Consider the following 25,733-nt stretch of genomic DNA (forward strand, 5'->3'; position numbering starts at 1 on the left):
TCGAAATAGCCTGCCATTCACTGTCGAATAGCTAACGCAAATATTACGATACAGAAAGCAAGACAGGTGCAACCAGTTGACCGCGTGTGTAACGGCAGATTACCCGAGGGGGGCGCTCAGGCCCCCAAAGCCACCGCTTCTCCCGCCGAGACCGCCAGCAACTGATGGATCTGCGCGACCACCGCCGCACCTTCTCCGACTGCCGCCGCGACGCGTTTCGTCGAGCCGGCGCGCGCGTCGCCGATCGCATACACGCCCTCGACAGTCGTAGCGAGATCACAGACGGATGCGCCGTCCACGCTGGCGCCGGTCAGCACGAAGCCCTTGTCGTCCAGCTGTACGCCGCAGGTGCGCAGCCAGTCGGTATTCGGCTCCGCGCCGGTGAAAAGGAACAGATGCCGCGTATCGAAGCTTTCGGTGCCGTCCGGCAGCGGCTTCTTCAACACGACCGAGGCCAGCCCGATTTCGTCCGCCTCGAGCCGGCCGACCTCCGAATTCGAATGCACGAACACGTTTGGCAGCGAGCGGATGCGGTCGATCAGATAGCGCGACATGGTGGCTTCAAAGCCGCTTCGGCGGATCAGCACGTGGACCTTGGCCGCGTGCGTCGCCAGATAGACGATCGCCTGGCCCGCCGAATTGCCGCCGCCTACGAGCACGATCTCCTGGCGTTTGCACAGCTTGGCTTCGACCGGCGACGCCCAGTAGTAGACGCCGCGCCCATCGAAGCGGTCGAGCCCTTCGAGCGCGGGGCGCCGATAGACCGCGCCGCTCGCGATCACGATGGTGCGGGCAGTGATCTTGCCGCCGCACTTGAGCTCCAGCCGATATGGCGAGTCCGCGCAATGCAGCGCCTTCACATGGACCGGAATCGCGACGTGCGCGCCGAACTTCTGCGCCTGCACGAACGCGCGGCCCGCCAGCGCCTGACCGGAAATGCCGGTCGGAAAGCCGAGATAGTTTTCGATCCGCGCACTGGCGCCCGCCTGGCCGCCCGGCGCGCGGGCGTCGAGCACGATGACCGAGAGGCCTTCGGACGCCGCGTACACGGCAGTAGCGAGGCCGGCCGGCCCCGCGCCGACGATCGCGACATCGTATACATGCGAATCGTCGAGATCGGGCAGCAAGCCGAGGGAGGTGGCGAGTTCCGGCATGCTTGGATGACGCAGCACCGAGCCGTCCGGGCAGATCACCAGCGGCATGTCGTCTTTTTGCGCGCCGAATTGCTCGATCAGCCGCAGCGCGTCTTCGTCGCGTTCGTCGATGACCGAGTGAGGATGCCCGTTGCGCGACAGGAAGCCTTGCAGCATCACGAGCCCGGCGTCGCCGCTGTTGCCAATCAGGATCGGGCCGCCCGCGCCCTTCTCGATCAGTGACACGCGCCGCAGGATCAGCGCGCGCATGATGCGCTCGCCCAGTTCGGCCTCGGCGACGATCAGCGCGCGCAGCTTGTCCGGCGGAATCAGCAAAGCGTCGACCGAGTTGACGGCCATGCCGTTGACCAGCGCAGGCCGCCCGGACAGTTGACCGACTTCAGCGAGAAAATGCCTGGCGCCATGTTCTGCAATCACAACTTCGCGGCCGATGCCATCGCGCTGGTAAACCTTCACGCGCCCATTCAACAGCACGAACATGCCCGCACCGGTGTGGCCGGTCTCGAACAGCAGTTCACCGGCTTCCCAGTGGCTCACTTCGCTGAACCGGCGCAGGCGATCGATTTCTGCACACGTGAGTTCGGGGAACATCTGATGCATGCGCGTCGCAAGCGACGAAAACGGCGCGTCGGCGACGACGGCCTGTTGCCCTTCTGCTTCTTGAGTCGACAGCATTGAACCGCTCCTTCTGTGTTCATCCTGATTGACAGGCACGGGGGGCGAAGCGGCGCGGGCGCGCGGGGGCGCCGATGTGAATGCGCTGCTGCGCTACACGGCCTTCGGTGCGATATCGTCGACCGCCACGTCGGGCGGCGGTGTGCCGGGCAGCGCGTCCACCGTTTTGCCCGAATCGCGCCAGGCTTCCATGCCGCCACGCAACGGCAGCACGTCGGCGAATCCGGCTTCGTTCATCTGTTTGGCCATCCATGCCGCGGATATTTCATTTGGGCACGAACAGTAAATCACCACTTTCTGATTGTGCGGGTACGTCGCGACGATTTCATCGAGTTGCCGCTCGTCGGCGAATTGCGAGCCCGGAATCACGAACGGGTCGAGCGCGCGCTTTTCCGCCGAGCGGATATCGAACACTACCGGCGCTTTGCCGGCCGCGACCAGCGCCGCCAACTCGTCGACTTCGATGCGCTGGGTCGCGAGCTTGGCAATCAGCTGGCGCCGGCGAATCCAGCGATAGGCCGCATACAGCAGCAGCAACGCGACGGCCACCAGCGCGGCCGTGCGGCCGAGGCGTCCGGCCATGGCGAACAGCATGTCGATCTGCCGGGCGAACAAGGCGCCGATGATCAAACCGGTACCCGACCACAAGGCGGCGCCGATGCTGTCGTAAGTGAGAAACGTGCGGTAGCGCGCGCCCATTGCGCCGGCCATCGGAATCGACACGATCGACAAGCCCGGCACGAACTTCGCCACTGTCAGTACGCGCACGCCCCAGCGGCCGAAAAAGCGTTCGGTCTTCTTTACACAGGTGTCGCGTGACAGAGACAGACGGCAAATCGCTTTCAGCGTATTGCCGCCGTACATTCGGCCGGCGAGATACCAGGCGCTGTCGCCGATCAGCGTGGCGAAGATCGACAACACAAGCACCGGCATCAGCTGCGTGCCCACCGAGCCGGGATGCATGGCCGCCATCGCCCCGAACAGCACGAGCGACGGCATCGCCGGCACCGGCAGCCCGAGTGAGGCGGCCAGCACGTTGACGAAGACGAGCGCCGGTCCATATTGCTCGACGAGATCATGTAGCATCGGCTTACATCCGCAGCCCTTTCGAGCGCGGCTCAGGTAGGGATATCAACGGAGAATGTAAGGATTATGGACGCATTTTCAAGACGTGCAAACGTCAGGGAAATCGGCCCGTTATTCGGGTGTTAAAAGCGGGACTGCGGTGTGCCCGATGGACTGAAGGCGCGGATTAGCAGCGCGAATGGAACAAAGCGAAACGGATTGAAGCCTACGCGGCAAGCCAGTGGTCGAGTAACGTCCTACGGGCGCCCGTAAGACGTTCTACAGTATGGTATGCGAACCCAAGCAGGCGGTGCAGGGGCGGCACCCGGCATTCGCGTGTGAGCGCAATGCCGGGCGCGGCAGCTTTACTGGCGATGATTGTGCTGTTCGCCCGGCAACTCCGCGCCATGCGCGCGAATCGCCGCAATCAGTTCGGCGGGCGTGATTTCGTAGCGCACTTCGCGGTGAATGCCTGGTTTGCGCTCGTCGACCTCGATCAGAAGAATGCCTTTGCCGTCTTCTGTCGATTCGAGGCGCAGCGAGCGGAGTTCGCGCGCCGTTGCGTCGTCGTATTCGGTGAGCAGGGCCATTGACCCGGAGGACCCGGTAGTGCGCATCGAGGTTGTCCTTGTGCCGTTGTTGATCGAACCGTTGCCAGTTTAACGCGACTCCCCGCAACGACGGCCGCATTTTTCGCGCCCCGAAGCGGTGCAGCGCTTCTCTCCGGCTGTCACGTTGCTGACGCGCGCGTCGGTTAGGGGCGGGTGCAGCGCGAGCACCAGGCTGCAAAAAAATAGCCCGTCCTTGAAGGGACGGGCTGCTAAACGCCGTTGTTACTCGGGTCAGCCTGCCCTTGCAACCAACTGGGCGCTGACGTTTGCATCGTGATGCGTCAATTCCGGGCTGTCGAGGTGGGAGTAACGCCGATCTATCAGATCAATGTCGATTCTTCCTGCGCGACTTCGTGTACCGCGCCGCGCCGTTATTACGGGGTTGTTTCCATGCGCCCCGAGTAGCCGTGAAAACTGGTGCCGGATGCGTTTCGCCGGGCCTTCAAAAGGGTTACACTGCGCCGGATAAGGCCTGCAGACGCATCTCGTTCCCTCCACACCCGCAGCGGTCTGCCTGCGCGAATCCGCGACTTTAGCGAGCCGATGCAGAAGATCCTCGACCGTACACAGGAGTCACTGGCCCACGCGTTCGCTTCGCTTGCGCATAACGCGAAGCGTCAGCAACGGGTGTATCTCGCGACCATCGCGTTGTTGATGCTGATCGTGGTGGTCTTCGCGCTGCTGTTGGGCGTGCTTGCCGCGGGCAAGCAACTCGACTATCAGCGCACCTTTGCCTCCCAGAGCGCGGCCGACTTCTCGCTGCTTCTTCACAGGGAGGAGTCGTTTCTGCGGCGTACCGAATTCACGCTCGACTATTATCACGACGCCAATAACGTGTTGCGCGTGCCGGATGGCGTCGAGCAGTCAATCCTGCGGACCGGGGCTGTGCGCGGCACGGTCGACAGGGTCAACGCGCAATTCGATCTGCTAGTGGGCGACGCAACGCGCGCGGCGTGGGGTCCGCAACTTGGCATGAACCTATGGCGTCTGTACTCAGCGGCACAGTCCACATTGGTCACCCAGCAGGCCTTCGAACTGCGGCAACGCGCCATGCTGCTTGGACTGAACGAAGACTATGCCGCGATCCTGCCGTCTCTCGCTGAACCGGCGAAGGGCGCTGCCGCCGATCCCGGCGCCACGAATTCGTCACCGATGCAAGCGGCGATCGTGAGTACCTTGCGCGAGACCCTCGAACACGAACTGCTGACGCAAACGGGCAAACGCGTGCCGGTCAAGGGCGAGCGTGTTTGGCTCGGTCCGTATCGCGACCCGCTGTTAGGTATTCCGGTGATCTCGGCGGTGAATGCCTACTATGCCGGCGATACGCCGACCGCGCTGATCGCGGTGAGTATTCCGCTCGACGCGCTGTCGGCGTATCTCGCCAGGCCCACCGGTGCCGGCACGCTGCTGCTGATGACGGCGGACCGCCGCGTGATCGTGTCGTCGGCGCCCATTGACGAACAAACCGCGAAGATGCTGCAGGACGTGATCGCTCGTACGCCGCCAAACACATACCGCTACACGCGCGACGGCATCATTCTGAGCGAGCCGTTCATGCCAGGCTTCGGTTCGCTGGTCGGCTATATGTCGTGGCGCGCCCTGGTTGCCGTGCTCGGCTGGCAGTTGGCGGCGCTCGCCGGGCTCACACTGCTGGTCCTGCTCGCGATCGCGCTGACGGCCCGTTTCTGGGGCCTGCGCCTGTTGCGGAGCACCTTCGCGGAAACGTCGCGCGCGCTCGAAAGCGAAACCCTCAATCACATTCTGGTCAGCGCGACGCCGATCGGCTTGTGCATCGTCCGGCAAAGCGACTATTCGATCCTGACCGCCAACGCGCTCGCCGGCGCGTTGCTGCATATTGAACCGGGCAGCAGTCGCTTGCCGCAGCACATCGTCGGCGCGTTCCATGCCCAGGGGCCGGATAAGCCTTCCGTCACAACGTTCGCCAAGGTCGCCGCGTTTGTCACGCCTGCACGGCCTGCGCAGGCACAGCCGCCGTCGCAGCCGCCGTCGCAACCGCAACCGCAACCGCAACCGCAACCGCAACCGCAACCGCAACCGCAACCGCAGCCGCCGTCGCAGGCACAGCCGTCGTCGCAACCGCAGCCGCAGCCGGATGAAAGCGACGCAGCGCCCGTCCAGTTTCTCCAGTTGACCTACGCACCCGCACGCTACGCCGGTGAGGAAGTGCTGTTTTGCGCGATTCTCGACGTGACGGCGCAGCATGCGCTCGAACAGCAGTTGCGGCTTGCGCAGCAGACCTCCGAGACCATGATGCGGGCGCGCTCGAATTTTTTCGCGTCGATGAGCCACGAGATCCGTACGCCGTTGAACGCGCTGCTAGGCAACCTCGAACTGTTCGCGCGTACGCCTGGGCTCGACGCGCACGCGCAACGGCTCACAGCGTTGAATGTCGCGGCCGATGCGCTGCGCCGCATCGTCAATGACATTCTCGATTTTTCGAAGATCGATGCCGGCGAGATGAAACTTGTGACCGAATCGTTCCGTCCGCTCGACGACTTCGAGAACCTCGCGCTCTCTTACGCGCCGATGACGGCGGATCGTGCGATCCGCTTTTATGCGCATCTCTCACCGACGCTCGATCAGGAGTTGCGCGGCGACCGCACGCGTGTCGCGCAGGTCGTCAACAACCTGTTGAGCAACGCGTTCAAGTTCACGTCGTGCGGCAAGATCACGCTGAATGCGGAGGTGAAGGACGATCTGCAAGGCCGCCCGATCCTGACCATCCGGGTCTGCGATTCGGGGATCGGCATGGATCAGGCGCTGGTGGCGCGCATCTTCAGTCCGTTCGTGCAGGGCGAGGCCAGCACGTCGAGCCGCTACGGCGGCACCGGTCTCGGGCTGTCGATCTGCGCGCGGCTCTGCGAGTTGATGGGCGGCCATATTTCGGTGGAGAGCGTGCTGGGCGTTGGCAGCGCATTCTGCGCTTCGATCCCGCTCGCAGCGCCGCCCGATGCGTTGCGCGCACCGGCCATCGAGCCGGCTCGCCGTGGCAATGTGCTGGTGCTGTCCCAGGAGCGCGAGTCGGGACAGATCATCGACAGCGGCCTGCATCTGGCGGGCTGGAGCGTCCACACGGTGGTGTCGATGCGCAGCGCGCAAGCGTGGTTGCACGTGAACCGGCCGGATGCACTCGTGGTCACCGGCGAATACGACCTCGATGCGATTGCCGCGTTGCGCGCGGTGCAGCCGGTCGGCGCCGTGTGGATCACCCGCACCGGCCCGCATCGTCCGGCCTCGCGCGGCGACGGCGTGCTCGAAGTCACCGAATTCAGCCGCAAGGCGATTCTCTCGGCGGTCGATCTCGCGGCCGGGGGCGCAGACGGCGCCGGCCGGGTCGCGGCGCCGCCCGCCATCCCCGCGGGCTTCGCCTCGGCGCTGCCCGCCATCCCCGCGGACTTCGCCTCGGCGCTGCCCGCCATCCCCGTGGACCTCGCCTCGGCGCCGCCGGCGGCCAATCCTGCCTTGCAAGGCTTGACGATTCTGGTCGCCGAAGACAACCCGCTGAACCAGACCTTGATCGTCGAGCAACTCGGCGCGCTCGGCTGCCTGCCGACGATCGCCGGCGACGGGCGGCAAGCGCTGGCGGTATTCGAGCAGGCGCACTTCGAGGTGGTCGTGACCGACATCCATATGCCGATCATGGACGGCTACGAATTGCTGACGGCGTTGCGCAAGGCACACCCGGAGGTGCCGGTATTGGCTTTCAGCGCGGTCACCGATAATCAGCAGCCGGATGGCTGGCGCGAGCGCGGTTTTACCGGGCATATCGCGAAGCCGGCGTCGTTGGGAGAGTTGGAGAGTGCCTTGCTTGCGGTCGCTGCCGCACGGCGTCAGCCGCAGTCGGAGAGCGCGGAGAACAGGGTGGCCGCGACGAACGCGACCCCGATCGGCGCTGCGGCGAACACGCTGAACGCGGACGACAAAGCGCGCTACACGGCCATGCTTAAAGCGCATTTGCAAACCGATCTGCCGAGGCTGCTGGCGATTGTCGAGCAGGAAGACCGGGAGGCGTTGGGCGCCTGGTCGCATAGCGCGGGCGGCGCGTTCATGATCGTGGACACCCCGCAATTCGCGGAGCAATGCCGTGCGTTGCAGCGCTTATGTGAGAACAGCGAACAATGGACGACCGAGATGGACGAACGCGCGATCTCGCTGCACGAGATGTTATGCGATCACTTCGGGCTGGATGAAGCGTCGATGCAGTGACTGTTTTGCATGACGCTCGGCACGGAGCCTGACACCAGACCTGGGCTCAACGCCCCGATCGATGCGGAACGTTGAGTGTGCTGCGACAACTAAAGTTTGACATTGTCTCTACTGGAAGTTTGGCGCATTTCTACGGAAAATCTTGCCAAATCGGCACTGGTGACCCTGCAAGGGCCGACGGGAAGTTTGGCGAGATTTCCCAAACGGGCGCTTTATTTGTCTAAAAATCGACGGCTACCCGCAGCCACGCCGGAAGGCCTTTGCCAACAAGGCTTTGGGCGGTGACGATCTTGCCGAAGAGGGACCGCTCGTACGCGAAGGAGTTCGCCGGGTACTCGGCCTGCGGTTTCTGCTGCCACCTCTATTTGTGTGTTGCGACATTTCGACGGACGCAACTTTGCTGGCCGATGGCGGTTTCTGTCGCAAACCGATCCTTTGCGCCCAATCTGGCTGGCGTTCGCGGCCTCATGCTTTCAATTCCAGACACGGTAGGGCCTACCACCAGCCAGCGTGACGCTGTGGTCGTTCGGTCGTTATCAACTGAAAATTTGTAAGCAGGCGCTAAAGATTTTTTGGACATCGCCGTTATCCTCAGCGTACGGCTCCGGTGGGCAGCCGAAGCAATGGTGCTGCGCGTGACATTGCGCGGAGCTAGCCAGCGGGTCGCTTTCGAACTTTGGACGATTGGACACCGTAGCTACAATTTTCGCGAACTCGGCGCTTGACGTGTAGGGTGCTCTGGTGTGCAAGGGCGGCCTTGAACCTCAAGGTTCGCCTTGACTGGCGACGCGTGTGAGTCGATGCCACAACTCCTTGCCGTAAGCTCAATGAAATCGAAGGCGAACAAAAACCATGGAAACACGCGCCACACACGCTGAACAACATTACGTGCCTGAATTTTTGCTAAAGGCGTGGCATTCCGAGAAAGACAACAAGTTAGTCCAGTACAAGTGGGTTCCCCAAAAGCTGGATATCCAGCACTACTCGGCCAAGGCTGTCGCGAAGGAGCGGCATCTATACTCGACAACACTGCCGACGGGTGAACGTGACACACGCATCGAGAAGGATTATCTGGGACCAGAAATTGACAACAAGGCTGCCCCGGTTCTCCAGCGAATCCTGACCGGTGGCGTTGAAACATTGGACGACGAACAGCGGGAGATTTGGGTACGATTTCTTGTCGCGCAAATGGTGCGGGTTCCGTCGATGATTCAACACTTCGCAGAATTTGCGAAAAGAGAACTTGCCAAGGGGATCGACGCAATAGTTCGGCAACCGGGACGCTCAAAATTTCGCAGTTACGCGGAGGAGCATGCCCCACACGCAGGTGCCAACACCGCAGTGGAAATGCTCGAGGACGTCATCGAGTCCGACCGTCTTTGTGGCGCACTGCTGAACACCTCATGGCATGCGCTTCGACTTCGGTGGTCGAAGGTTGATTTGTTGATTGGTGACAGGCCTTTGCTTCAAGTGGGGCCCATGGCCGAAAACTTTCTGATTGTTTTGCCTATTACTCCTCGCGTTCTGTTTTGCGCGGCGAGCCAAGAAGGCACGTTAAAAAAGATGAAGTCATCGGATCACACGGGAGTAGCCAAGACTCTGAACAAAGATTCGGCCATGAAGGCTTCAAAATATGTATATGCGACGGATGTCAGTCAAACCGCCGTCGTTGAACGGTACTTGCCGAATCGGTTGACTACAAAAGTGGTTTGATCGACATGTGCCAATACACGACATTTCCGGCCTGCGTGCGGGGAGGGGGCCTATAACGGTGCTCCTTGTGCCGCCCTCTGTTCCATGCGGCATTTAGAGGAATCAATGTATCTCAAGAATATAACGCTGAATAGTTTTCGCTCGTTCGATCAAGCTGACATCGAACTTCAAAAAGAGCTGACGGTCTTCGTGGGTGAAAATAATGGCGGCAAAAGTAATGCGATTGATGCTATTCGCTTGCTTACGACGCCGCTGGGCGGTCGACGCGAGATTTATTGCGAGCCTACAGACGTGCGCTTCCAGAGCGCCAACAGTCATTTTGAACTGGAAGGGCGTTTTGCAGAACTCTCAACCGGGCAGCAAGGGCGATTTCTCTCTGCGGCCACGGACGCTTCTCTGACGCAGGCCTCTTTTGGACTGCGCTTCGATGCTGCCCGTACGGGCGCAAAGCCAGTCCTCTGGGCCGGCAGGGAGGGAAACGCGCCGGAACCAGGCTGCCATGAGATGGTTCGGCATGTATATCTGCCCGCTCTGCGCGATGCACAGCGCTCGCTGGCGTCCGGAAATCCCACGCGAATCATGGCGCTTTTGAACCACTTCCTTGAAGGGACTACGCCGGCACAGCTTGCGAAGGAGCTCGCGAGGACTCGCTCGCACGATGTGCTGGTCAAGGTGGATGGTGCGGTGGCCAAGAGTCTGACAGCGCTTACGTCGGGCGTCCGCCGGCAGACTGCCTCGCTTGGGTTTTCGAGCGATGAAGCTTTGGTCGACATCGCTCGTGACCTCCGATTCAAACTGGCAGACCATGGCGTTGACCCTGAGGATCTCCGCTACTCAGGGCACGGATATGCCAATCTGCTGTTCATGGCCATCATCGCCGTTGAACTGGAGAAGGTCCGGTCTGCCGACTTGACGCTATTCCTCGTCGAAGAGCCCGAGGCGCATCTCCACCCGCAACTTCAGGCAGCTGTCCTCTCGTTCTTGGGTGATCAGGCGGAACAGTCACGCAAGGAATCGCCTGCTGACTACGCCCCATCCGGCGAGCTTCAGGTCATCGTCGCGACTCATTCGCCGAACCTGTCCGCATGGGTTAGCAGCGATCGGCTGGTCGTATTCAAGTCTGTCGTCGCGCCCGCATCGCAAACCTCAACGGATTCGTCAATCGAACCAGCTGCCGCAGACGCTGCAGTCATCGAAGGTAGCGGCGTGGTCAACAAGGTGGAAGGCGCCGACGCAGATGCAGATGTGCTTGCCGCAACGATGACTGCGGCTGCACTACGCCGGTCAACTCGCTGCATTCCGCTATCGCAGATGCCCCTCGATCCATTGGAACGCCGGAAAGTCGATCGATATCTCGATGTCACGAAGGCTGCGCTTCTCTTTGGGGGACGAGTCCTGCTTGTTGAAGGTATTGCCGAAGCGCTTCTGCTGCCAGTCGTCGCGAAGAAGCACACCTTGAAGGACCATCCAGACAAACTTCGCCTATTCAGATCTGCGGTTTTTGTGCCGATCGATGGAGTTGATTTCAGCCCATATGCGACGCTGCTACTAACCGGCGTGAATGGCGCGCGTATTGCGGACCGAGTGGTCATACTCACCGACGGCGACAAGGGAACCGGCGACGACGAGGACGATGACGAAGTTGAAGATACGCCAGCCGAAGCCGCCGATGACGCGACCGGATTGGAAGAGCGCCCAATCCCGGGCGAGCTACGCAAGGCAAAGCTAACCACGCTCGCGGGGACACTGAATGCGAGTGAACATCTCGTGGCAATCACAAGCGTCTACTCACTTGAGACTGAGCTTATCGAAGCCGGTAATGCTGATACCTTGCGCAAAGCGTATCTCGCGCTTCATCCCAAATCGAAGAAGAAGTGGGATAGTGCGGTAGCACTTAGTGGTGACGAACGTGCCAAAAAGATTCATGAGATCTTCAAAAAGACGCGGAAAGGCGACTTCGCCCAGATTCTTGCACGAATGATCGAGGACGGAGAGGCCTTTACGGTACCCGGATATATTGCGCAAGCGATTGAAGAGGTGGTCGCAATATGAGTACTTCGACCTACTCGCCGACCGAACAGCAACAGGAAATTATTAAGCACGATGGAACCATTTTTGTGACAGCGTGCCCGGGTGCCGGCAAAACAAGGACCATGGTGGAGCGAGCCCGGAAATTGTTGAGTCAACATTCCGATCGGCGTGGCGTCGCTTTTCTCTCGTTTACCAACGCCGCAGTTGACGAATTGCAGATTCGACTGAACGCATTTGGTGTACTCCCGTCCCCGCTATTTCCGAGCTTTATCGGAACGTTTGACCGATTTCTGTGGCAATTCTTTATCTCACCGTTCGGAATCCCAGATTGCGACGCGGTGCCTAGATTGGTCCCCGACAAGAATGATTGGCAGGTTATACCGTACGATGGAGCCCAAGCGCTCAGCCTTCAATGCTTCGATAGAGGTACCGGGAAGGTCGACCCTGCCTTTGCCAAGAAGGAAAACTTTGACGTCGAAACTCGGTCAATCAAAGCACATGAAACGCGGGCGCTCTCGATGCTCAAAACTGCGAGAAGCCAAGGTCAGATAGATTTCGATGATGTGCGTATCTACGTTCGGGAACGGCTCGACGACGAAAGATTCGCGGAGCGTGTTGGGAGGGCACTTGCCGCACGGTTTTGCGAGATCGTGGTCGATGAGGCACAAGACTGCAATCCCGCCGATCTCGCCGTCGTTGATTGGTTACGGAAGTCCGGGATTGCAGTAAAGGTTATCTGCGACCCAAACCAGTCAATCTACGAGTTCCGGGGCGGCGTTACAGACGAGTTGGAAAAATTCTCGAGCACCTTCAGCACTCAGGACCGTCTCCACATGAGCGGAAATTTTCGCTCCACTCCGGCAATTTGCTCAGCCAACGTGGCGCTCCGTCCGCCGTCTTCACGCGCCAATCCTGACCAATCGTTGGGGCGTTATCGGGACGATTTAACCCCAGTGCACATCATTTCTTACAGCGGGGCTGGAGTCTCGCAGCAAATCGGCCTTGCGTTTCAAGGTCTCGTTAAAGGATTAGGCATGCTGTTGAATAGCGCGCCAGTGCTAGCGTCGACGCGCGCGAGCGCCTGCAAAGCAATCGGGCAGCCAATAGTCGGGCCAACGACGCATATGACGCTTCTCCTCGCTGAAGCTGCGATGAATTACCATTTCGCCTTCGCTGTCGGAGGTCGCCGAGACGCGCTGGTTAGGCTGCACCGCATCATCCTGTTAGTTCAAGGGCATATCAGTTCTTCTGGCAACTACCATGCTTACTTGACAAGCGAGGGGCTTGAGGATGGCCGTTGGCGTCCCGATATCATAGCGCTTGCAAATGGCCTGCGCTTCGAACCACCGCAGGCCGTCGATCAATGGTTGGAAAAAGCAAGGGAGCTTTTGGCACCTGGATGCGTTGGCAAATCAACCATCAAAATGCGACTCAAGGCTCACGCAGATTTGGCCAATGCTTTAGCTGGTGCCCCCTTCGACTCACCGCCGGCGCGCACGATTCACTCTGTTAAGGGTCTGGAGTTTCCCGCCGTCTGCGTCGTAATGACGACCAAGACCGCTGGCGGGATTCTCGACTTGCTTGAGGGGAAGGTTTCTCCAGGTTCAGACGAGGAAGCTCGAAAGATCTATGTCGCGGCGTCGCGTGCGGAACGCCTCCTCGCAATTGCTGTTCCCAAAAGCCGGGCTTCACGCCTTCAGGCACTCCTTACAGGAGTCAAGTGTTCCATACAGATACATCAAGTCTAAGGGCTGTGCTTGCCATCACTCTTAAAAAACGGGTCTTTTTCCAATACTGCGTCAGTCGCAGACCTGTCAGTCGGCATAGGTTCTCGTGTCAGAGGGGAGTGAGGCGTCGCATCCGCCGATGGGCTTGCGATGCCGACAAACCGGTTTCAATTGTCTCGAGTTCTGAGCTGCGTCAATCCTGCCGCACAAACAGGAACGAGGTCATGAAGCGGAGGCGATTCACGTGCATCGTCGACTTCGCTCTGAATAGAGCGCCCTTAAAACAGGCGTTCGCGCTCCTGGTGGCCTTGCCAAACGATGCCGTGCATGAAGGAGTCCCGTTCTTTCGGAGTCGTCAGAGGAAAACTGGCGTATTGTGAATGGGTCATCGCATGAAGCTGTTGAGACCATGCGAGCTTGTCCGTCTCTCCCGTCAGATTGTCCCCTCGAAGAGCTTCTGGGCTAAAGTAGGTCGACATATCGAGGGGGGGCGCCGCGCTACTGCATAACCTGGAGGAGATATTCGAGCTGCATACCTCCACAATCAACCCCGTTATGCCCTGCGACATCAAGCCTTGCAGTGCCTTGAGTTTCTTTTTTGCGGTGAAATCGCTCGCCACCAATAACGCGTTAAATTGCGGTTGAAAGTGACGAATCAGACCAGCCTCTGCTAAGGCGACCTTGGCGCGTTGTGTAAGTTGCCACTTGTGCAGACGATCTAAATGCGCCAGGTCCTCTGAGTGACTGGCCTGTGAGTCGGCGGTTAAATCCCCCCCGGTACTCACGATCGTGCTCGCGTCGTCAAATCGATACAACAATAGCAGCACTTCCGTATTCGGGTCATACGTGCTCGCTTCGGCCAGTACGCGTTGCAGTGTGCTATGACACCACAAGCGATCGAGGGCACTTCGTCGGGTCGAACGGCCGATAGCCTGTCCGACATACAAAACCATCAGGTCGCGGTCTTCCTGTGTCAAGGTTGACCTGGCACAGCTCACGAGCAGGTTCGAAGCGCATAGTCTTCCAACGCCAGCGGAAGTCACCAGCACGTGCGTGCCGGTTGCTAAGACTTCGACTGCCTCGACGGGCGCGCCAGTTCCCGTGACGTCATTCGTGATTGGCCACTCGAATGGAATTTTGACTGCCGCGCCGCTTCGATGCACAAGGAAGTTTCCATGAGCTACATCGCCTTTTAGTTCAATCTCTCTGGCGATCAATATTCTCGGCCTGCTGGCGACGATGTATATATTGCAGGAGCTCAAGCATTCCCTCAGGCCGGGATCACCCTTTGCCACGTACAGATCTGCTGGAGTGAGCACGGTCGGCATGCCCGAGTAGAGGTGAACACTTCCTTCAACGAGGTACATACGATTATTTGGCATGCTGGCGCGCACATTACGAGGTTGTTTGATATCGACGATTCGGACGCAAATACTCGCAGGGCGATCGCAGACAGGGCCCGCATGACAATCGGGCCGCAGCGGTCGTTTGTGCAGTCCTGTTTGTCGACGAGAATCCAGCGAGCCTGGCGAACGCGTGTCTATGAATGTTGGATAAGTCTTTAGTGAGCCGTGTCTAGCAAGGTGACAAAATCATAGGAGCGTGTCGTGGTTTCCGTCAACGCAAGTATCGGCTTTTTGCCGCTTGATTGATACGTTGTTTGCGACGGCGAATTTATGTCATTGCAAGCAAGTGTCGACCGGCATCCGTTGTAACGATTTCAACGACGCTTTGCTGCCCGTCGGCGCTACGCTTTGGGTTCGCCTTGTCGAGCAGCAGTTGCCTCTTGCGAAATGACGAGCTTCGTTTGCAATCAGGATCGGGCTGCGTAGACACGCGCGAGGGCTCTGAACTCATGGTCGATCCTTGGGTTGATCAGCAGAGTCTGCTGTCGATGCTTCTAGTTTGGGTCTCACAGTTAGGCGGGTTGGCCGTATCACGCGCGCGGCAATGGGTTTTTAGCGATCCTATGCAATGCGCGATGATGCATGGTCACAGCGGCCAACGTCCAGCGAGGTCGATCAGTCATGTATGCGTGTTGCGACCGGCGTGACACATGCCAGCCGCACGAGTCGCAACCTCAAGACGTGGACGTATATAACGTGGAATTAGTTTGAAGAAGTCAGCCGAACTCCACGGAATGATTCACTCTGCTGCAAGGCAGCGCTTCGGCGGTCCCCTAGATCGACCAGAGCGTCAAGAATACGAAGCAGCTTCTGCGCCAATGCAGACGGCAACGGGTGCTGCCGGTCCGAATGCGCCTGCACCAGGGCCGCGATTGACGCAGGGATGGATGTGCTTTTCCAGACGGAGGGCAAGCGATCTTCGACAATCTGCGCCAGAACCTGATCCGCGAAGGTATCTGCCGGATAGGCCCCTCCTGCACGCTCGCACAATGCGACGAACTGTCTGGCTACGTAAGCATTCCAGCCTGCGCCCCGAACCATACGATCCACCAGCGGCATTACCCGCATCAGATCGTCCCAACAGCCATTGGCGAAGCGTGCGGCGGCCGGCGGCTTCTCCACAGTTACGAACAGTAGTGACTTGACGAGATCCGGCAGGTCGAACCCGCTAACGCTGCCCCTGTTATACGGCGAGCGCTGCAGGTCGTCATGCTGCAGCGTTCGTGCAACCACGTGATCCAGAATCCGTAAGGTGTTGTCCTGAATCATTGGGGCATCCAGCACGTCCCTGCAGACCAGCCTCTCGGCAAAAGGCGAGAGTAGCTGCATGGCGATCTCATCAGGTTGTTCGAATATCGGCCGAAGCAGCCGGTCGTGCATCTCAGTCTGGGACACGTTCGATGCAATCTGCGCCAAAGATAGTCCGAGCTGATGTTCCCACTCAAACAGACTCGTGTCACCGCTTTCGCGCCCTCGTTGTTGATCCGTTCGCCAGGGCGGATTGATAGTATCTAACGTCCACGTCACCAGAGCTTCCAGCGTGTCGAGATAGTGGGCGCGCGCAACAGGGTCCTTCATCACCGCGCTCGCAGGAATCTGCTTCAGAACCTCCGCTGCGTATTTGCCATGCCAGAAATTATCCGAGCGCTGCCATTCATCGTTGTGAGATCTACGGCGGCGGCGAGGTGCACCCGCCGGCGCGCGAGCCCATGAAGGCAGTGGCTGCACCAAAGCTGGCAGTGCGCCTTCTGACTGATAGTCGCTCAAAGCGACAGTTAGCGCTTCATTGCGGCGGTTCGTTGCCAGTTCATTCAGGGCTTGAGGAGTCAACCGGTGCATCTCTCGCGGACGAACAAGCTGCGCCAACCGCAGGCCAAGATTCAGTCCCGACCAGGCAAAGGGCTGGTCGCGCTCCCAGCAGGTCGCGATTTCCGAGAGAGCGGCAAGAGACACGGTTTCGAGCGGGTGGGCGACTAGTCTATAAAGCGCGTCGTGGTCGGTCGCTTGTCCGTGGCCAGTCCGGATTCGTGCAGCTAGCGCATGCGCGACGAAGATTTTTGGATGCCATGGAATCACGGATCCGGAAAACATGTCCTCCGACATTTCGTCCGCTTCTGCGCGGTAGCGATCTATAGTCGCAGCAGCCCACTTCGAATGCGTTGAATCCTCGGAATAGCAAATGATGGCCGCCGCCGTACCGGCGATGGCTCCATCGATGAACATACCGCCTGTCATCAGCGACTGCAAATCACTGCTGGTTTCGGCTGTCATGAGTTCCGTGGCGCGCGCGACCGCCTCGTCTGACGTGAACCCGGGCGCCCACTGATTCGACGAAAAGCATCTTGCGACCCAGAGCCATAATTCCGTTTCGCGGGAGGTCTGAATTTGACGCCGTAGCACGTCTTGCACCTCGGCAGCCTCGTGTTTGGGGCTGCTCATCGATATCTGGACGACGTCGTCTCGTCCCGGCACCGGACTTGTGGAGTAGTTCTCAATGCGACCGAGTTCGGACCATAATTCAGCGGTATGCCGAAGCTCAGCTACATGCGCGGCATCGTTCACTTCCTCCTGATAAGCGAATTCCAGCCGGTTTGGGAAGTCGTCAAGCGTCGCCCGACAGGCGTCCCGCATCGCAGGATCCGACCCGAGCACGAAATACGGTATCAGGTCGCGCAACTCCCGCTGGCGAGATGCCAACCGTCCACTTGCAAATGTAGCATCGCGATGCGTTGCATCAGCACTTCGGGTATTAAAGCCAATGAGTCCCGCAGTTGCGAGCTGACTCTCCTGAACCCTGCGCTGCAAATCAAGGTGACAGAGCCTCTGGCTACCAAGCAGGGTCAGCGTTGTCGCTGAAACGTGCAGGGAACGAAGAGCGAGTTGAACCGCGATGCCCAAGGCCGCGATGCTCGTATGTCCTTCCAGAATCTGCTGGATTACTTCGTCCACCGGCTGTCCATTGTCCAATTGCGCAAAAGCCCAGTGCTCCAGAGCCATGAGAGCGCATTCGACCACCTGTGGGCCTCCATGGCCACGGAACCACAGATAGTGTCGACCATCGCCCCAGAACTCTTGCTGACCCCAGGGAAAGGTAAGGACAAGCGGCAGCGGGGTCGAGGCGTTGCGCCAATGGGCTTGCAACTGCCGCCACGCGGTTACGGCGTGGTTAGTGACGTCGCGAATAAGGGCGAGTGCAGTTTGCGGGGCGCGGGTGAGCAACGAGTGAAACGGCTCGCGTAGGGGCGAAGGAGGGTGGAAGCCTTGGTGATCAGCGCCAATCGACAGGCGATCCCCGTCATGATTGGAGAAGCCGTGGCCCAGAAAGCGAGGGTTCGCGAGAAACATCTCGTCGGATCGCGAACGCCGCTCTGGTGGAGTTGCCTCCAATTCTTCCCGCAGGCTTTGCTGCGCGGTTTCTTCATTGCGCCACCGTTCCATGCTTTGGTCCGGCAGTTCGTCCATGAACCACCGACGAGCCACCTGCGCCAGCAGCGCGGGATGAGAGCGCGAAAGCAATGGCGAGTGGGACATGATTTCCCGGAATCCGGTATCGCGTAGGCTTTCGACAGCGTCAACCCTTGCGAGGTAAGCGCTGACGATTTCGGGATAAGCATGTGCCGCGCGGAGAACTAACGCACGCAATTCTGTTTCGAGATTAGATGGTGCTCGCGGAGGCGACTCGAGCTGGCTTCCGGAATCGGCACGCCGAAAGCGTCGTGATTTGCGTGAGTCATCGATGGCTTGTAACCAGGCAACACTTTGCGAGACGATTCGCTGCGACACGGGGTTAGCGAGATTGCTGGTTGCAATCTGCCAGGTGTCAAACAACGTGACCAGATCCGGCAGGCAGACGTCGGGAATCGATTCGATCTGTTCTAGCGCCCACAGAAGCAGGCGACGCCACGCGAGGAAATCGGAAGGCCAACCCAGTGAATCTGCAAGGCGGATGCGCTCAGCGGGCTGGAGATCGGCATGCCCCAACTGGCCGGACAGCACCAAAGGATTGGGGGTTGTTTTCTCTGCCTGCATCCACACCAGCAGCTTGCCGAACAGACGATACTCGTTCGCGGCCATAGTCGCGGAGAACATGCCGGCTTGCTCGTGGAAGCGCGGCCCGAAGACAGGAGCTATTAGCCATGCTCGCAGCCACTGCGGACGCACTTGGGACTGCTCAAGTAGATGGAGTTCGCGCGGCCACTGTTCGGAATCCGTATAGGTAGCCTGCGAGAGCAATTCAACGACTCGTGCCAGCGCGGGTGGCTCGCCAGCTGCCGTCAATGCCGCAATCCAGTCCGAACCCTCGTCCAGTAACAAATGGAAGAATGACCACTCAAAGAAAATATCGTGACTGAACTGCGCTGTGTGCCCCGTCCGCACTTGCTGCAGCAAGCCGTCCTCTTCGAGGGCCGGTAGCACGGCCTGGCTGGTAGGCGATAGATCGCGAAGCCGCATGTTGCGCCCGAGATCCGGCGAGCTGCACTTCGCCAGTTCAATCAGGGCGCGTTGTCGAGCGAACGCCTGGGGCGCCTGCGCATCATAACCGCCACGCGACCACCAAACTTCTACGAGTTCAACCTCAGATTGCGGAGCGAAATCGGAGGGATATGCCGCTCTCGAAAATCCCCGTGCCAGCACCGATGCGAAAAAGGGGCGGCGCGCCAGTGTGCGGACGCGTTCGTTGCCGCCAGTCAGCAGTGGTCGCAGAGCGGGCAGCACATCGGCCAGAGAATTCGCCTCATCGTCGGAAAGATTCTCGACGTCGACATAGCCAACGCCGCTGTTCGTGAGCATAGCGGCGGGAACCCAGTTGCGAAGTGGCTCAATACCGGCATCGCGAGCAGTCGCCACAACACGCCAGTCGGCTAGTGCGGGATTCGTAAGGAGTTGGCCTAGCAGGTCTGTCACGATTGCACGCTGTTCAGGCGCAATCCGGTCCAGACCGTCGATGAACAGAATGGCGTGGCCAGTGGCTGCGATTTCAACAAGCAGTGGTTCGATCGATATGATAGACAGCCCCATGGCGCGCGCGTATTCAGCCCAGCTCCGGCCAGTGAGCCGGTTAGCCGTGAGGAACAGCGTTGTCCCGTCGTTGACAAGCCTTTGCAACAGATCTCGGAGCAGTACCGTCTTGCCCGTGCCAGGCAATCCCTTGATCAGGGTCAGGCGGTGAGCCGCCATCTCTGTTGCAAGCTTGTCGCGCAGCGGTTGCCGCTCAAGGTGAGTGCCCCCGATATCTTCAGCCTGCTGCGCCAGCCAGTGACGCGTGTTCTCATTCAACGCCTGCATGTCGGCAACGAGCGCTGGGGCACCATTAAAACGCCAGCCGGCGAGGGCGCGCAGAACCGAGGCTCTCGAGTGTGCGGCGCTACGACCTGAGCCGTCGCGCGCGATCTGCCTCAATTGGTTCCACAAATCGCCAGCACGCTCAACCTGGCTCGCAGTTAGCGATCGCTGCAGGCTGGCGATGGCTTCTGCCTCATGGGTTGACCCTGCGTGAAGGAAATCGAACCGAATGAGCGTCAGATGCTGAAAAAAATGATGTAATTGATCGTCGGATAGTGGACCAGCGACGCTGTCACGTGCGACTTGACGAACCGCCTCCGCGATGGCGCGATGAGATGCTGATGCGTTGCCGCCGTCACCAAAGCGATGCATGAATGTCGCTACAGTGTCAGAGGCCCGTGCCCACTCGCACACCGTTGTGAAATTTCGGAAGGCATCCTCCGTCACCGAGCCGGCAACGGCGCCGACCCTGTCGACATGAACGCGGAAATCGGGTTTCTGCAGCGTTTGCCAGCTACGTTGAATCACTTCTCGAAAATCACTGTTGCTGGCCGCACTGGAGATCGTGAGGTCTCGCTTAACCTGAAGAGACAGTCGCATGGTTGTCCCGTCTGCCCGGCCCACAGCATCGACGATGACATCGTCAAGCGGCTCGCCGAAGTCGGCCTGCTGCTGCGCAACGCGTATTACGACCCGTGACGCCAGTCCAGTAGCGGTCGTGCCCGCGACCAGTCCAACAAGGTAGTAGGCCGCGACCGCGTCTTCGTAGGTGAATCCGGCGCCGCCGGTGAGCTCAGGTGAAGTCATGCTGCGAAGTCCGAAGGTGGTCCGTTCTTGGTCTGCGAATCAATGCCGCTGGCGGGGAGCCCGAGTATACTTAACATGAAGTCATTTCCTGCCGCAGGGCTGTTTTTGGGCTGCCGGTTTAGACGCTTCGCTCACCGTCTCATCGGACGTCGCCCGTAACGTAAGCGTTAAATATTCCCCGGAGTCTAACTCCCATGGACAGCATCGCCCGAACCACCCGTCGTTGCGCCCGTCTGCTCCACCAAGTCACCAAGTCGCGGCACGCCGGGGAGCGCTCGCCCGGCAGCATGCGGGATGCCAGTAGATTTGCTAGGTTGGGCGAAGACCGGAATCAGCTGGGCATGGCCTATTGAACGGTGAAACGCTCCTTCGGTGCGCGTGGTAACCTCCTCCGATCCCTTAACGGGCCGGTTTTGGCCGTGTCGCAGAGTTCACCATCCAATGTCTTTTATCGATAATCCGGCGGTCCAACTCTGGCTTTCGCAATTTTCGGACAAAGAGAAGCTAGTCGCCGAGACGTTGCTAGATAAGTTCGCATACGTGCCAGCCGATGAATTTCAGCGCGACCTTTCTCTTCTCGCCAACACCGCATTCCCAGCCAATGAACCGATCGCGTTTTTTATCGAGCGCGAAATACCCAACCGCTGGTATGTCATTCGGAAGCCATTGAAGAAAAGAGTGGAGCGGGCTCGTCCTCGAAAGCAAGCACAGCCGAAGTCCCAGCCTCGGAGGGTAAAGAGGCCGGAAAAAATGTACAAAGAGATTCTCGTAGACCAGGGAAGGGGGTTCCGTAAGCGTACGACAGCGTTCGGTGCGGCTCTCCCGGCGGTTCGATCCCGGACAAATAACAGGCAACAGATTGGAAGCGAAGGAATCGTCGCTAGTATTTTGAGCAAGGAGTGTGACCTGAATCCCAAGCGCTATTTCTTTCATCCTAGCGCAGACGTCATTCGCGAAAATAAGATTCGCCGGTTCGTTGTTGCAACCGACTTCATCGGCTCCGGTACGCGCGTCACCTCGATGCTATCGTCCCTATGGTTCGTGAAATCCGTGAGAAGCTGGTTCAACGGCGGCTTGATCAAATTCTCGGTTTTGTGTTACAGCGGAACACAGCACGGGTTTAAAATTGTCAAGCAACACAGGGTAAGTCCGGAAATCCTTAAAGTCAGGAGTTGTCCCACCATCTTCAATTCGTTTAGCGAGCCAGAACTCACCGAAATTATCGATTTATGCAGTAGCCGATTCGCCGAAGCGGACGACCCGTTGGGATTCAAGGAGACTGGGGCCTTGATGGCCTTTCAGCATTCGTGCCCCAACAATGTTCCGGCAATATTTATTCGCGAGAAGAAGGGCCGTCGCAAACCGTGGCGCCCACTCTTCCCGGCCCGCACGAGCGTAGATGTGGCTTTCGATCACAGGCGCGCGACACTTATCGAGATCGAGCGTGCTTCGCTTGATACTTTACGATTTCCGAACATCGGTGTTTCTCCAGCATTTCTCAAAGCACCCAGAGAAAAGCGCCATGCAATTGTCATTACGGCCGCGCTCAGGCGAGGGCACCGCACGTTAGACCAACTCTCGACCGTCACGTCATGGCCGGTGTGGGAAATTGCGGCAGCGCTCAAATCCGCGCAGCACCAAGGTTTCATCGATGGAAATCTACGTGTTACATGGCCTGGCTTGCGCCTGATAAAGCGCCTGGACATGGTGCGTCCGCTAAAAGCACTTCCGGTGGTAAGTAAAGGTATGTATTATCCGAAGTCGCTGAGAGCGTCCGGATAATCACCATCTAGCGTATCCCTCGTTCTACGGGGCGAGGGCTTGATCTCGGGCGACCGAGGTCTCAGGGCACTGGATTACCGGTGCTCGATGGCAGAACTTGCGCTTACTGGAGTAACCCACCACCACACGACCAGCGTCGTGGCCTCGCGGCGATGGCGGTGGGTTTCGCCAGGGCGAATTCAAAGGTAGATGGTGAACTGGCGCTCCCAGCACTTTATCAACGAAGGTCGGCAACAGGGTATAGCTGAGCCGCTACTGAGAAACGCGACGCTTATTGCGCGACGAATTCAGGCGGTAAACGCGGACCTTCCGCCACTCTTTACTTTAAGGCACCTCTCTCACGAGGTGGGTGTGCCTTATCTTGCCTTACGTTCAATCGTATCACGCAAATTTACTTGCGAGCCATACCGTGTATTCTCCCTGCGCAAGAAGAACGTGGGCCATGGTTCTCGGCGGTTCAGGGTAATTTGCGTCCCAGACCCTGCACTCCTCAAGACTCAGCGATGGATTCATTCGAGAATCCTTAAATTCGGACGTTGTCACGAAGCTAGCGGAGCATACTCGAAAGGGTCTGGAATATACGACGTCGCCAGCACACATTGCAATGCCCGTTGGTTAGTCAAGCTGGACGTCACAAACTTCTTTGACGCCATATTAGAACCTAAGGTCTATCAGGTTTTTGCCAGACTCGGTTATCAGCCTCTTATGGCTTTTGAGCTGGCAAGATTGTGCACGCGCTTGCGGCACGATGGTAATCCGAAGCGGAAATCGAAGACCGGCTACCGCAAGATTTGGACGTATGGGAGTAGTGTCGTCGGACATCTTCCTCAAGGCGCTCCAACCAGCCCATTGCTTGCGAATCTCGTCGCGTATGATCTCGATTCCGAATTGTTCGCTCTCGCAGAAAATGCGAACGTACGCTACACACGCTACGCCGACGACATCGTTTTTTCGTCGTCCGAAAAGGCATTCACGCGGTCCGACGCCGAAGGTTTGATCAGAGGTGCGTATGCCTGTCTCGAGCGGCACGGTTTATGGGCCAACCGTGCAAAGACGCACGTCGTATCGCCCGCTGCCCGCAAGATCGTGCTTGGATTGCTCGTAGACGGACCGGTTCCGAAATTGCAGAGAGAGTTCAAGGACAAGCTGAGGATGCACATCCATTATTTGCATCATCCGCAAATTGGACCGGTAGAACACGCAAGAAGACGAGGATTTGACAATGTGCTGGGGCTGCAGCGCCACCTTTTAGGGCTCGCGGCCTTTGCGATGGGGATTGAGCCTGCATGGGGGCGGCAGCAAATGGACGAAATAAAACGGGCGAACTGGCCCATCGGTATTCCCCCATTCAAATAGCTCGGGGGCAGAATATTTGAGCGCCCTGATGCATCTGGCCGAAGTCTCGGTAATTAGCACGTGACACCTTCGGCAACTCCGTTAGTTGGCTGTGCGATATACGCACGCTGCCAGCATAGGCTGGCAGCGTGCACGGATACCTGAAGTGTCTGCGTGGATAGCTAGCGCCAGAACGTAAATCTTCAGTGCGCTTTTTCTGTACGGTCTCAATACGAGAGTCATCTTGCGCCGCCCCGTCCATGGCCATAGGTTCCATGTGCGGTGTCGTTGTTGGCAAGATGAAGGTTTAGTCAGCGCCTTTTCTGACCTGAGCACGGTCGACGACTGATGGTTTCGGAAGCCGAAGTGTACCCTTAGCCAAAGTCCGCCTTTCAGGCGTCGTTGTGGTTTTGGCCGGTTCATGAACCGGCTTCCGCGTAGAGCGCGCGTACGATAACGTCTCGGCAGTGGGGTGCCAGTCCACCCTTAATTTGACTGCCTCTTCCCGCGTTAATCCGAGGCACAGTTGCAGGACGGAGGTTTGCCATCGATGCAAGTCGCGGCGAATGTCCGGCTCAAGTTCATTGTCAAAACGCCCTCGCCGTCCTGGTTTGAAGCGCGCGTCCAGATCAAACCAGTCGGTAAACCCAAAACTTCGGGCCGTCAGTGCGTGCGCGACAGCGGACGTTATGCTCGGATCGATGTCGCACAGAGCTCTTGCCTTGGCGGAAGCGAACCACATCGTCGGTGGCATGAAAATCAGAGGGGGTTCTGTTGTTTTCCAGGCGGTGGTATCCACGGCCGGTGGAAGTGGTAGTCCCAGGAGGGGGTCGACAAGTGCGGGGACTGTTGCACGGCTTAATTGCACCTGAGCGCGAGGTCGACTGGAGGCCCTGTCGGCCCTAAACCTGGGAGTAGATGGATGAGCGTTTTCTTCAGAAAAGGTGTTTCCAGAAAACGGGTCAAAGACTGTGGACCTGGTACCCCGTCGCGCGACGGGCCAATCGGCAGGCGGGTCGAATTCCTCGCGCATGTGCTCCATTCCGTGCACATGAGACTCAGGTAAAGCATCCGAATGTGTCGGCGCAGCACTGTTCCGCCTGGGTTCTCGGGCGGCGGGCTTGCTTGTTGACCCAGCCTCCATTTTCGCGGCGAGTGGTGCCCATTTCCCCACGCCGGGCATGCCTAGACGTTCTTCGGGGCGATCTCCAAGCGGGGGTGGTTTTCCGGCAGAGGCTGTCTGAACGTGTGTCGCCAGCGACTCATCTGGCTCCATTGCGACCTTCCCGCTGTGCGCTGCCACCAAACGCTGACGGTCATAGTCGGCGATTTTGTCGCCGCTTCGATACTTGTATGGCGAAGGAGTGTCGCGTGGCCGCTCACGGACGAAGCCTTGCGACCGTGCCCACGATTTCCAGCCCAGAATCTTGTCGTGATAGCACTGTTCGATGACTTCCCAATTTGCAAGAGCCAGCTGATCGGCCAAGCGTTCGATGCTATCGCGGGCAATGTGTGGAAATGCTTCTGACAGACATTGCAGTTCTCTCATACGTTGCCGTCCCTTGCGCAGTGCCTCCGGCTCGTCCAGCACGGGCCATCGACTCTCGTCCGACCACCGGTGCATGTCAGAATACGAGCGGTAGCCAAGACACCTCGCCACGAGGTCATGGACGGTTGAAAGCTTTTCCCGCTGGCCGTCCGGCGTGAGACATTTTCGCTGGATTCGCTTGGCTTTTTTTCTTAGCGCCTCAAGTAAGCCGGGCGGCAGACAAATGGATAGAGGGGTAATTTCCTGGCTCACAGTTGACTCCCTGTGTTGTGTTCGCCATTACCCGGATTTGGCGAGCACGAGCTGGTTTGGTCGGGCTGGCAGGTAGAAGAACTGCGGCGGCGCCACTTACAAAGATTCATTGCGAC

At 58.9% G+C, this 25,733-nt stretch carries 11 protein-coding genes and 1 pseudogene; 6 read left to right on the forward strand and 6 right to left on the reverse strand.

Annotated elements, in window-relative coordinates; all coding sequences use genetic code 11:
* Positions 1–116 precede the first annotated feature (116 nt).
* From AYM40_RS20760 to AYM40_RS20770, 3 genes are all read right to left on the reverse strand, one after another.
* Positions 117–1,829: an FAD-dependent oxidoreductase gene (locus tag AYM40_RS20760; RefSeq protein ID WP_063498186.1), complete on the reverse strand. Its 1,713-nt coding sequence runs from the start codon at positions 1,827–1,829 to the stop codon at positions 117–119.
* Between the two features lie 93 nt (positions 1,830–1,922).
* Positions 1,923–2,915, reverse strand: a complete 993-nt coding sequence (locus AYM40_RS20765) for a DedA family protein/thiosulfate sulfurtransferase GlpE (RefSeq protein ID WP_063498187.1) — start codon at positions 2,913–2,915, stop codon at positions 1,923–1,925.
* A gap of 344 nt (positions 2,916–3,259) precedes the next feature.
* Entirely contained in the window at positions 3,260–3,511 is a 252-nt protein-coding gene (locus AYM40_RS20770; protein ID WP_007178686.1) for a hypothetical protein, read from the reverse strand.
* Positions 3,512–4,048: 537 nt separating this feature from the next.
* Between AYM40_RS20770 and AYM40_RS20775 the strand changes: the two genes are divergently transcribed.
* The 4 genes and pseudogenes from AYM40_RS20775 to AYM40_RS20790 all read left to right on the forward strand — a co-directional run bounded on the left by AYM40_RS20775 (position 4,049) and on the right by AYM40_RS20790 (position 13,224).
* Complete coding sequence (locus AYM40_RS20775; RefSeq protein ID WP_063498188.1) at positions 4,049–7,732, forward strand: ATP-binding protein; 3,684 nt, start codon at positions 4,049–4,051, stop codon at positions 7,730–7,732.
* Between the two features lie 852 nt (positions 7,733–8,584).
* Complete coding sequence (locus tag AYM40_RS20780; RefSeq protein ID WP_063498189.1) at positions 8,585–9,445, forward strand: DUF4238 domain-containing protein; 861 nt, start codon at positions 8,585–8,587, stop codon at positions 9,443–9,445.
* Between the two features lie 105 nt (positions 9,446–9,550).
* Positions 9,551–10,465 (forward strand): annotated as a pseudogene (locus AYM40_RS43725) (ATP-dependent nuclease); the annotation flags it as partial.
* Between the two features lie 1,028 nt (positions 10,466–11,493).
* Positions 11,494–13,224, forward strand: a complete 1,731-nt coding sequence (locus AYM40_RS20790; protein WP_082855194.1) for an ATP-dependent helicase — start codon at positions 11,494–11,496, stop codon at positions 13,222–13,224.
* A 257-nt stretch (positions 13,225–13,481) separates the two neighbouring features.
* Here AYM40_RS20790 and AYM40_RS20795 read toward each other — a convergent pair whose 3' ends face one another.
* Together AYM40_RS20795 and AYM40_RS20800 are read right to left on the reverse strand one after the other, a co-directional pair.
* Entirely contained in the window at positions 13,482–14,570 is a 1,089-nt protein-coding gene (locus AYM40_RS20795; protein WP_148662252.1) for a hypothetical protein, read from the reverse strand.
* Between the two features lie 741 nt (positions 14,571–15,311).
* Positions 15,312–20,699 (reverse strand): AAA family ATPase, encoded by a 5,388-nt coding sequence (locus tag AYM40_RS20800; protein WP_063498192.1) that lies wholly within the window; start codon positions 20,697–20,699, stop codon positions 15,312–15,314.
* A 441-nt stretch (positions 20,700–21,140) separates the two neighbouring features.
* Here AYM40_RS20800 and AYM40_RS20805 point away from each other — a divergent pair, with 441 nt between their 5' ends.
* Positions 21,141–22,481, forward strand: coding sequence for a hypothetical protein (locus tag AYM40_RS20805; RefSeq protein WP_063498193.1), 1,341 nt, complete (start codon positions 21,141–21,143; stop codon positions 22,479–22,481).
* A gap of 189 nt (positions 22,482–22,670) precedes the next feature.
* A complete protein-coding gene (locus AYM40_RS20810; protein ID WP_063498194.1) occupies positions 22,671–23,837 on the forward strand; it encodes a reverse transcriptase family protein in 1,167 nt (388 codons plus the stop codon).
* A 286-nt stretch (positions 23,838–24,123) separates the two neighbouring features.
* On the opposite strand, the gene AYM40_RS40425 is transcribed toward AYM40_RS20810, so the two are convergent.
* The gene (locus AYM40_RS40425) at positions 24,124–25,617 is read right to left on the reverse strand and encodes a hypothetical protein (RefSeq protein ID WP_148662253.1); all 1,494 of its coding nucleotides are present in this window, start codon (positions 25,615–25,617) and stop codon (positions 24,124–24,126) included.
* Between the last annotated feature and the right edge of the window lie 116 nt (positions 25,618–25,733).

This window comes from Paraburkholderia phytofirmans OLGA172 (assembly GCF_001634365.1).
Lineage (GTDB): Bacteria > Pseudomonadota > Gammaproteobacteria > Burkholderiales > Burkholderiaceae > Paraburkholderia.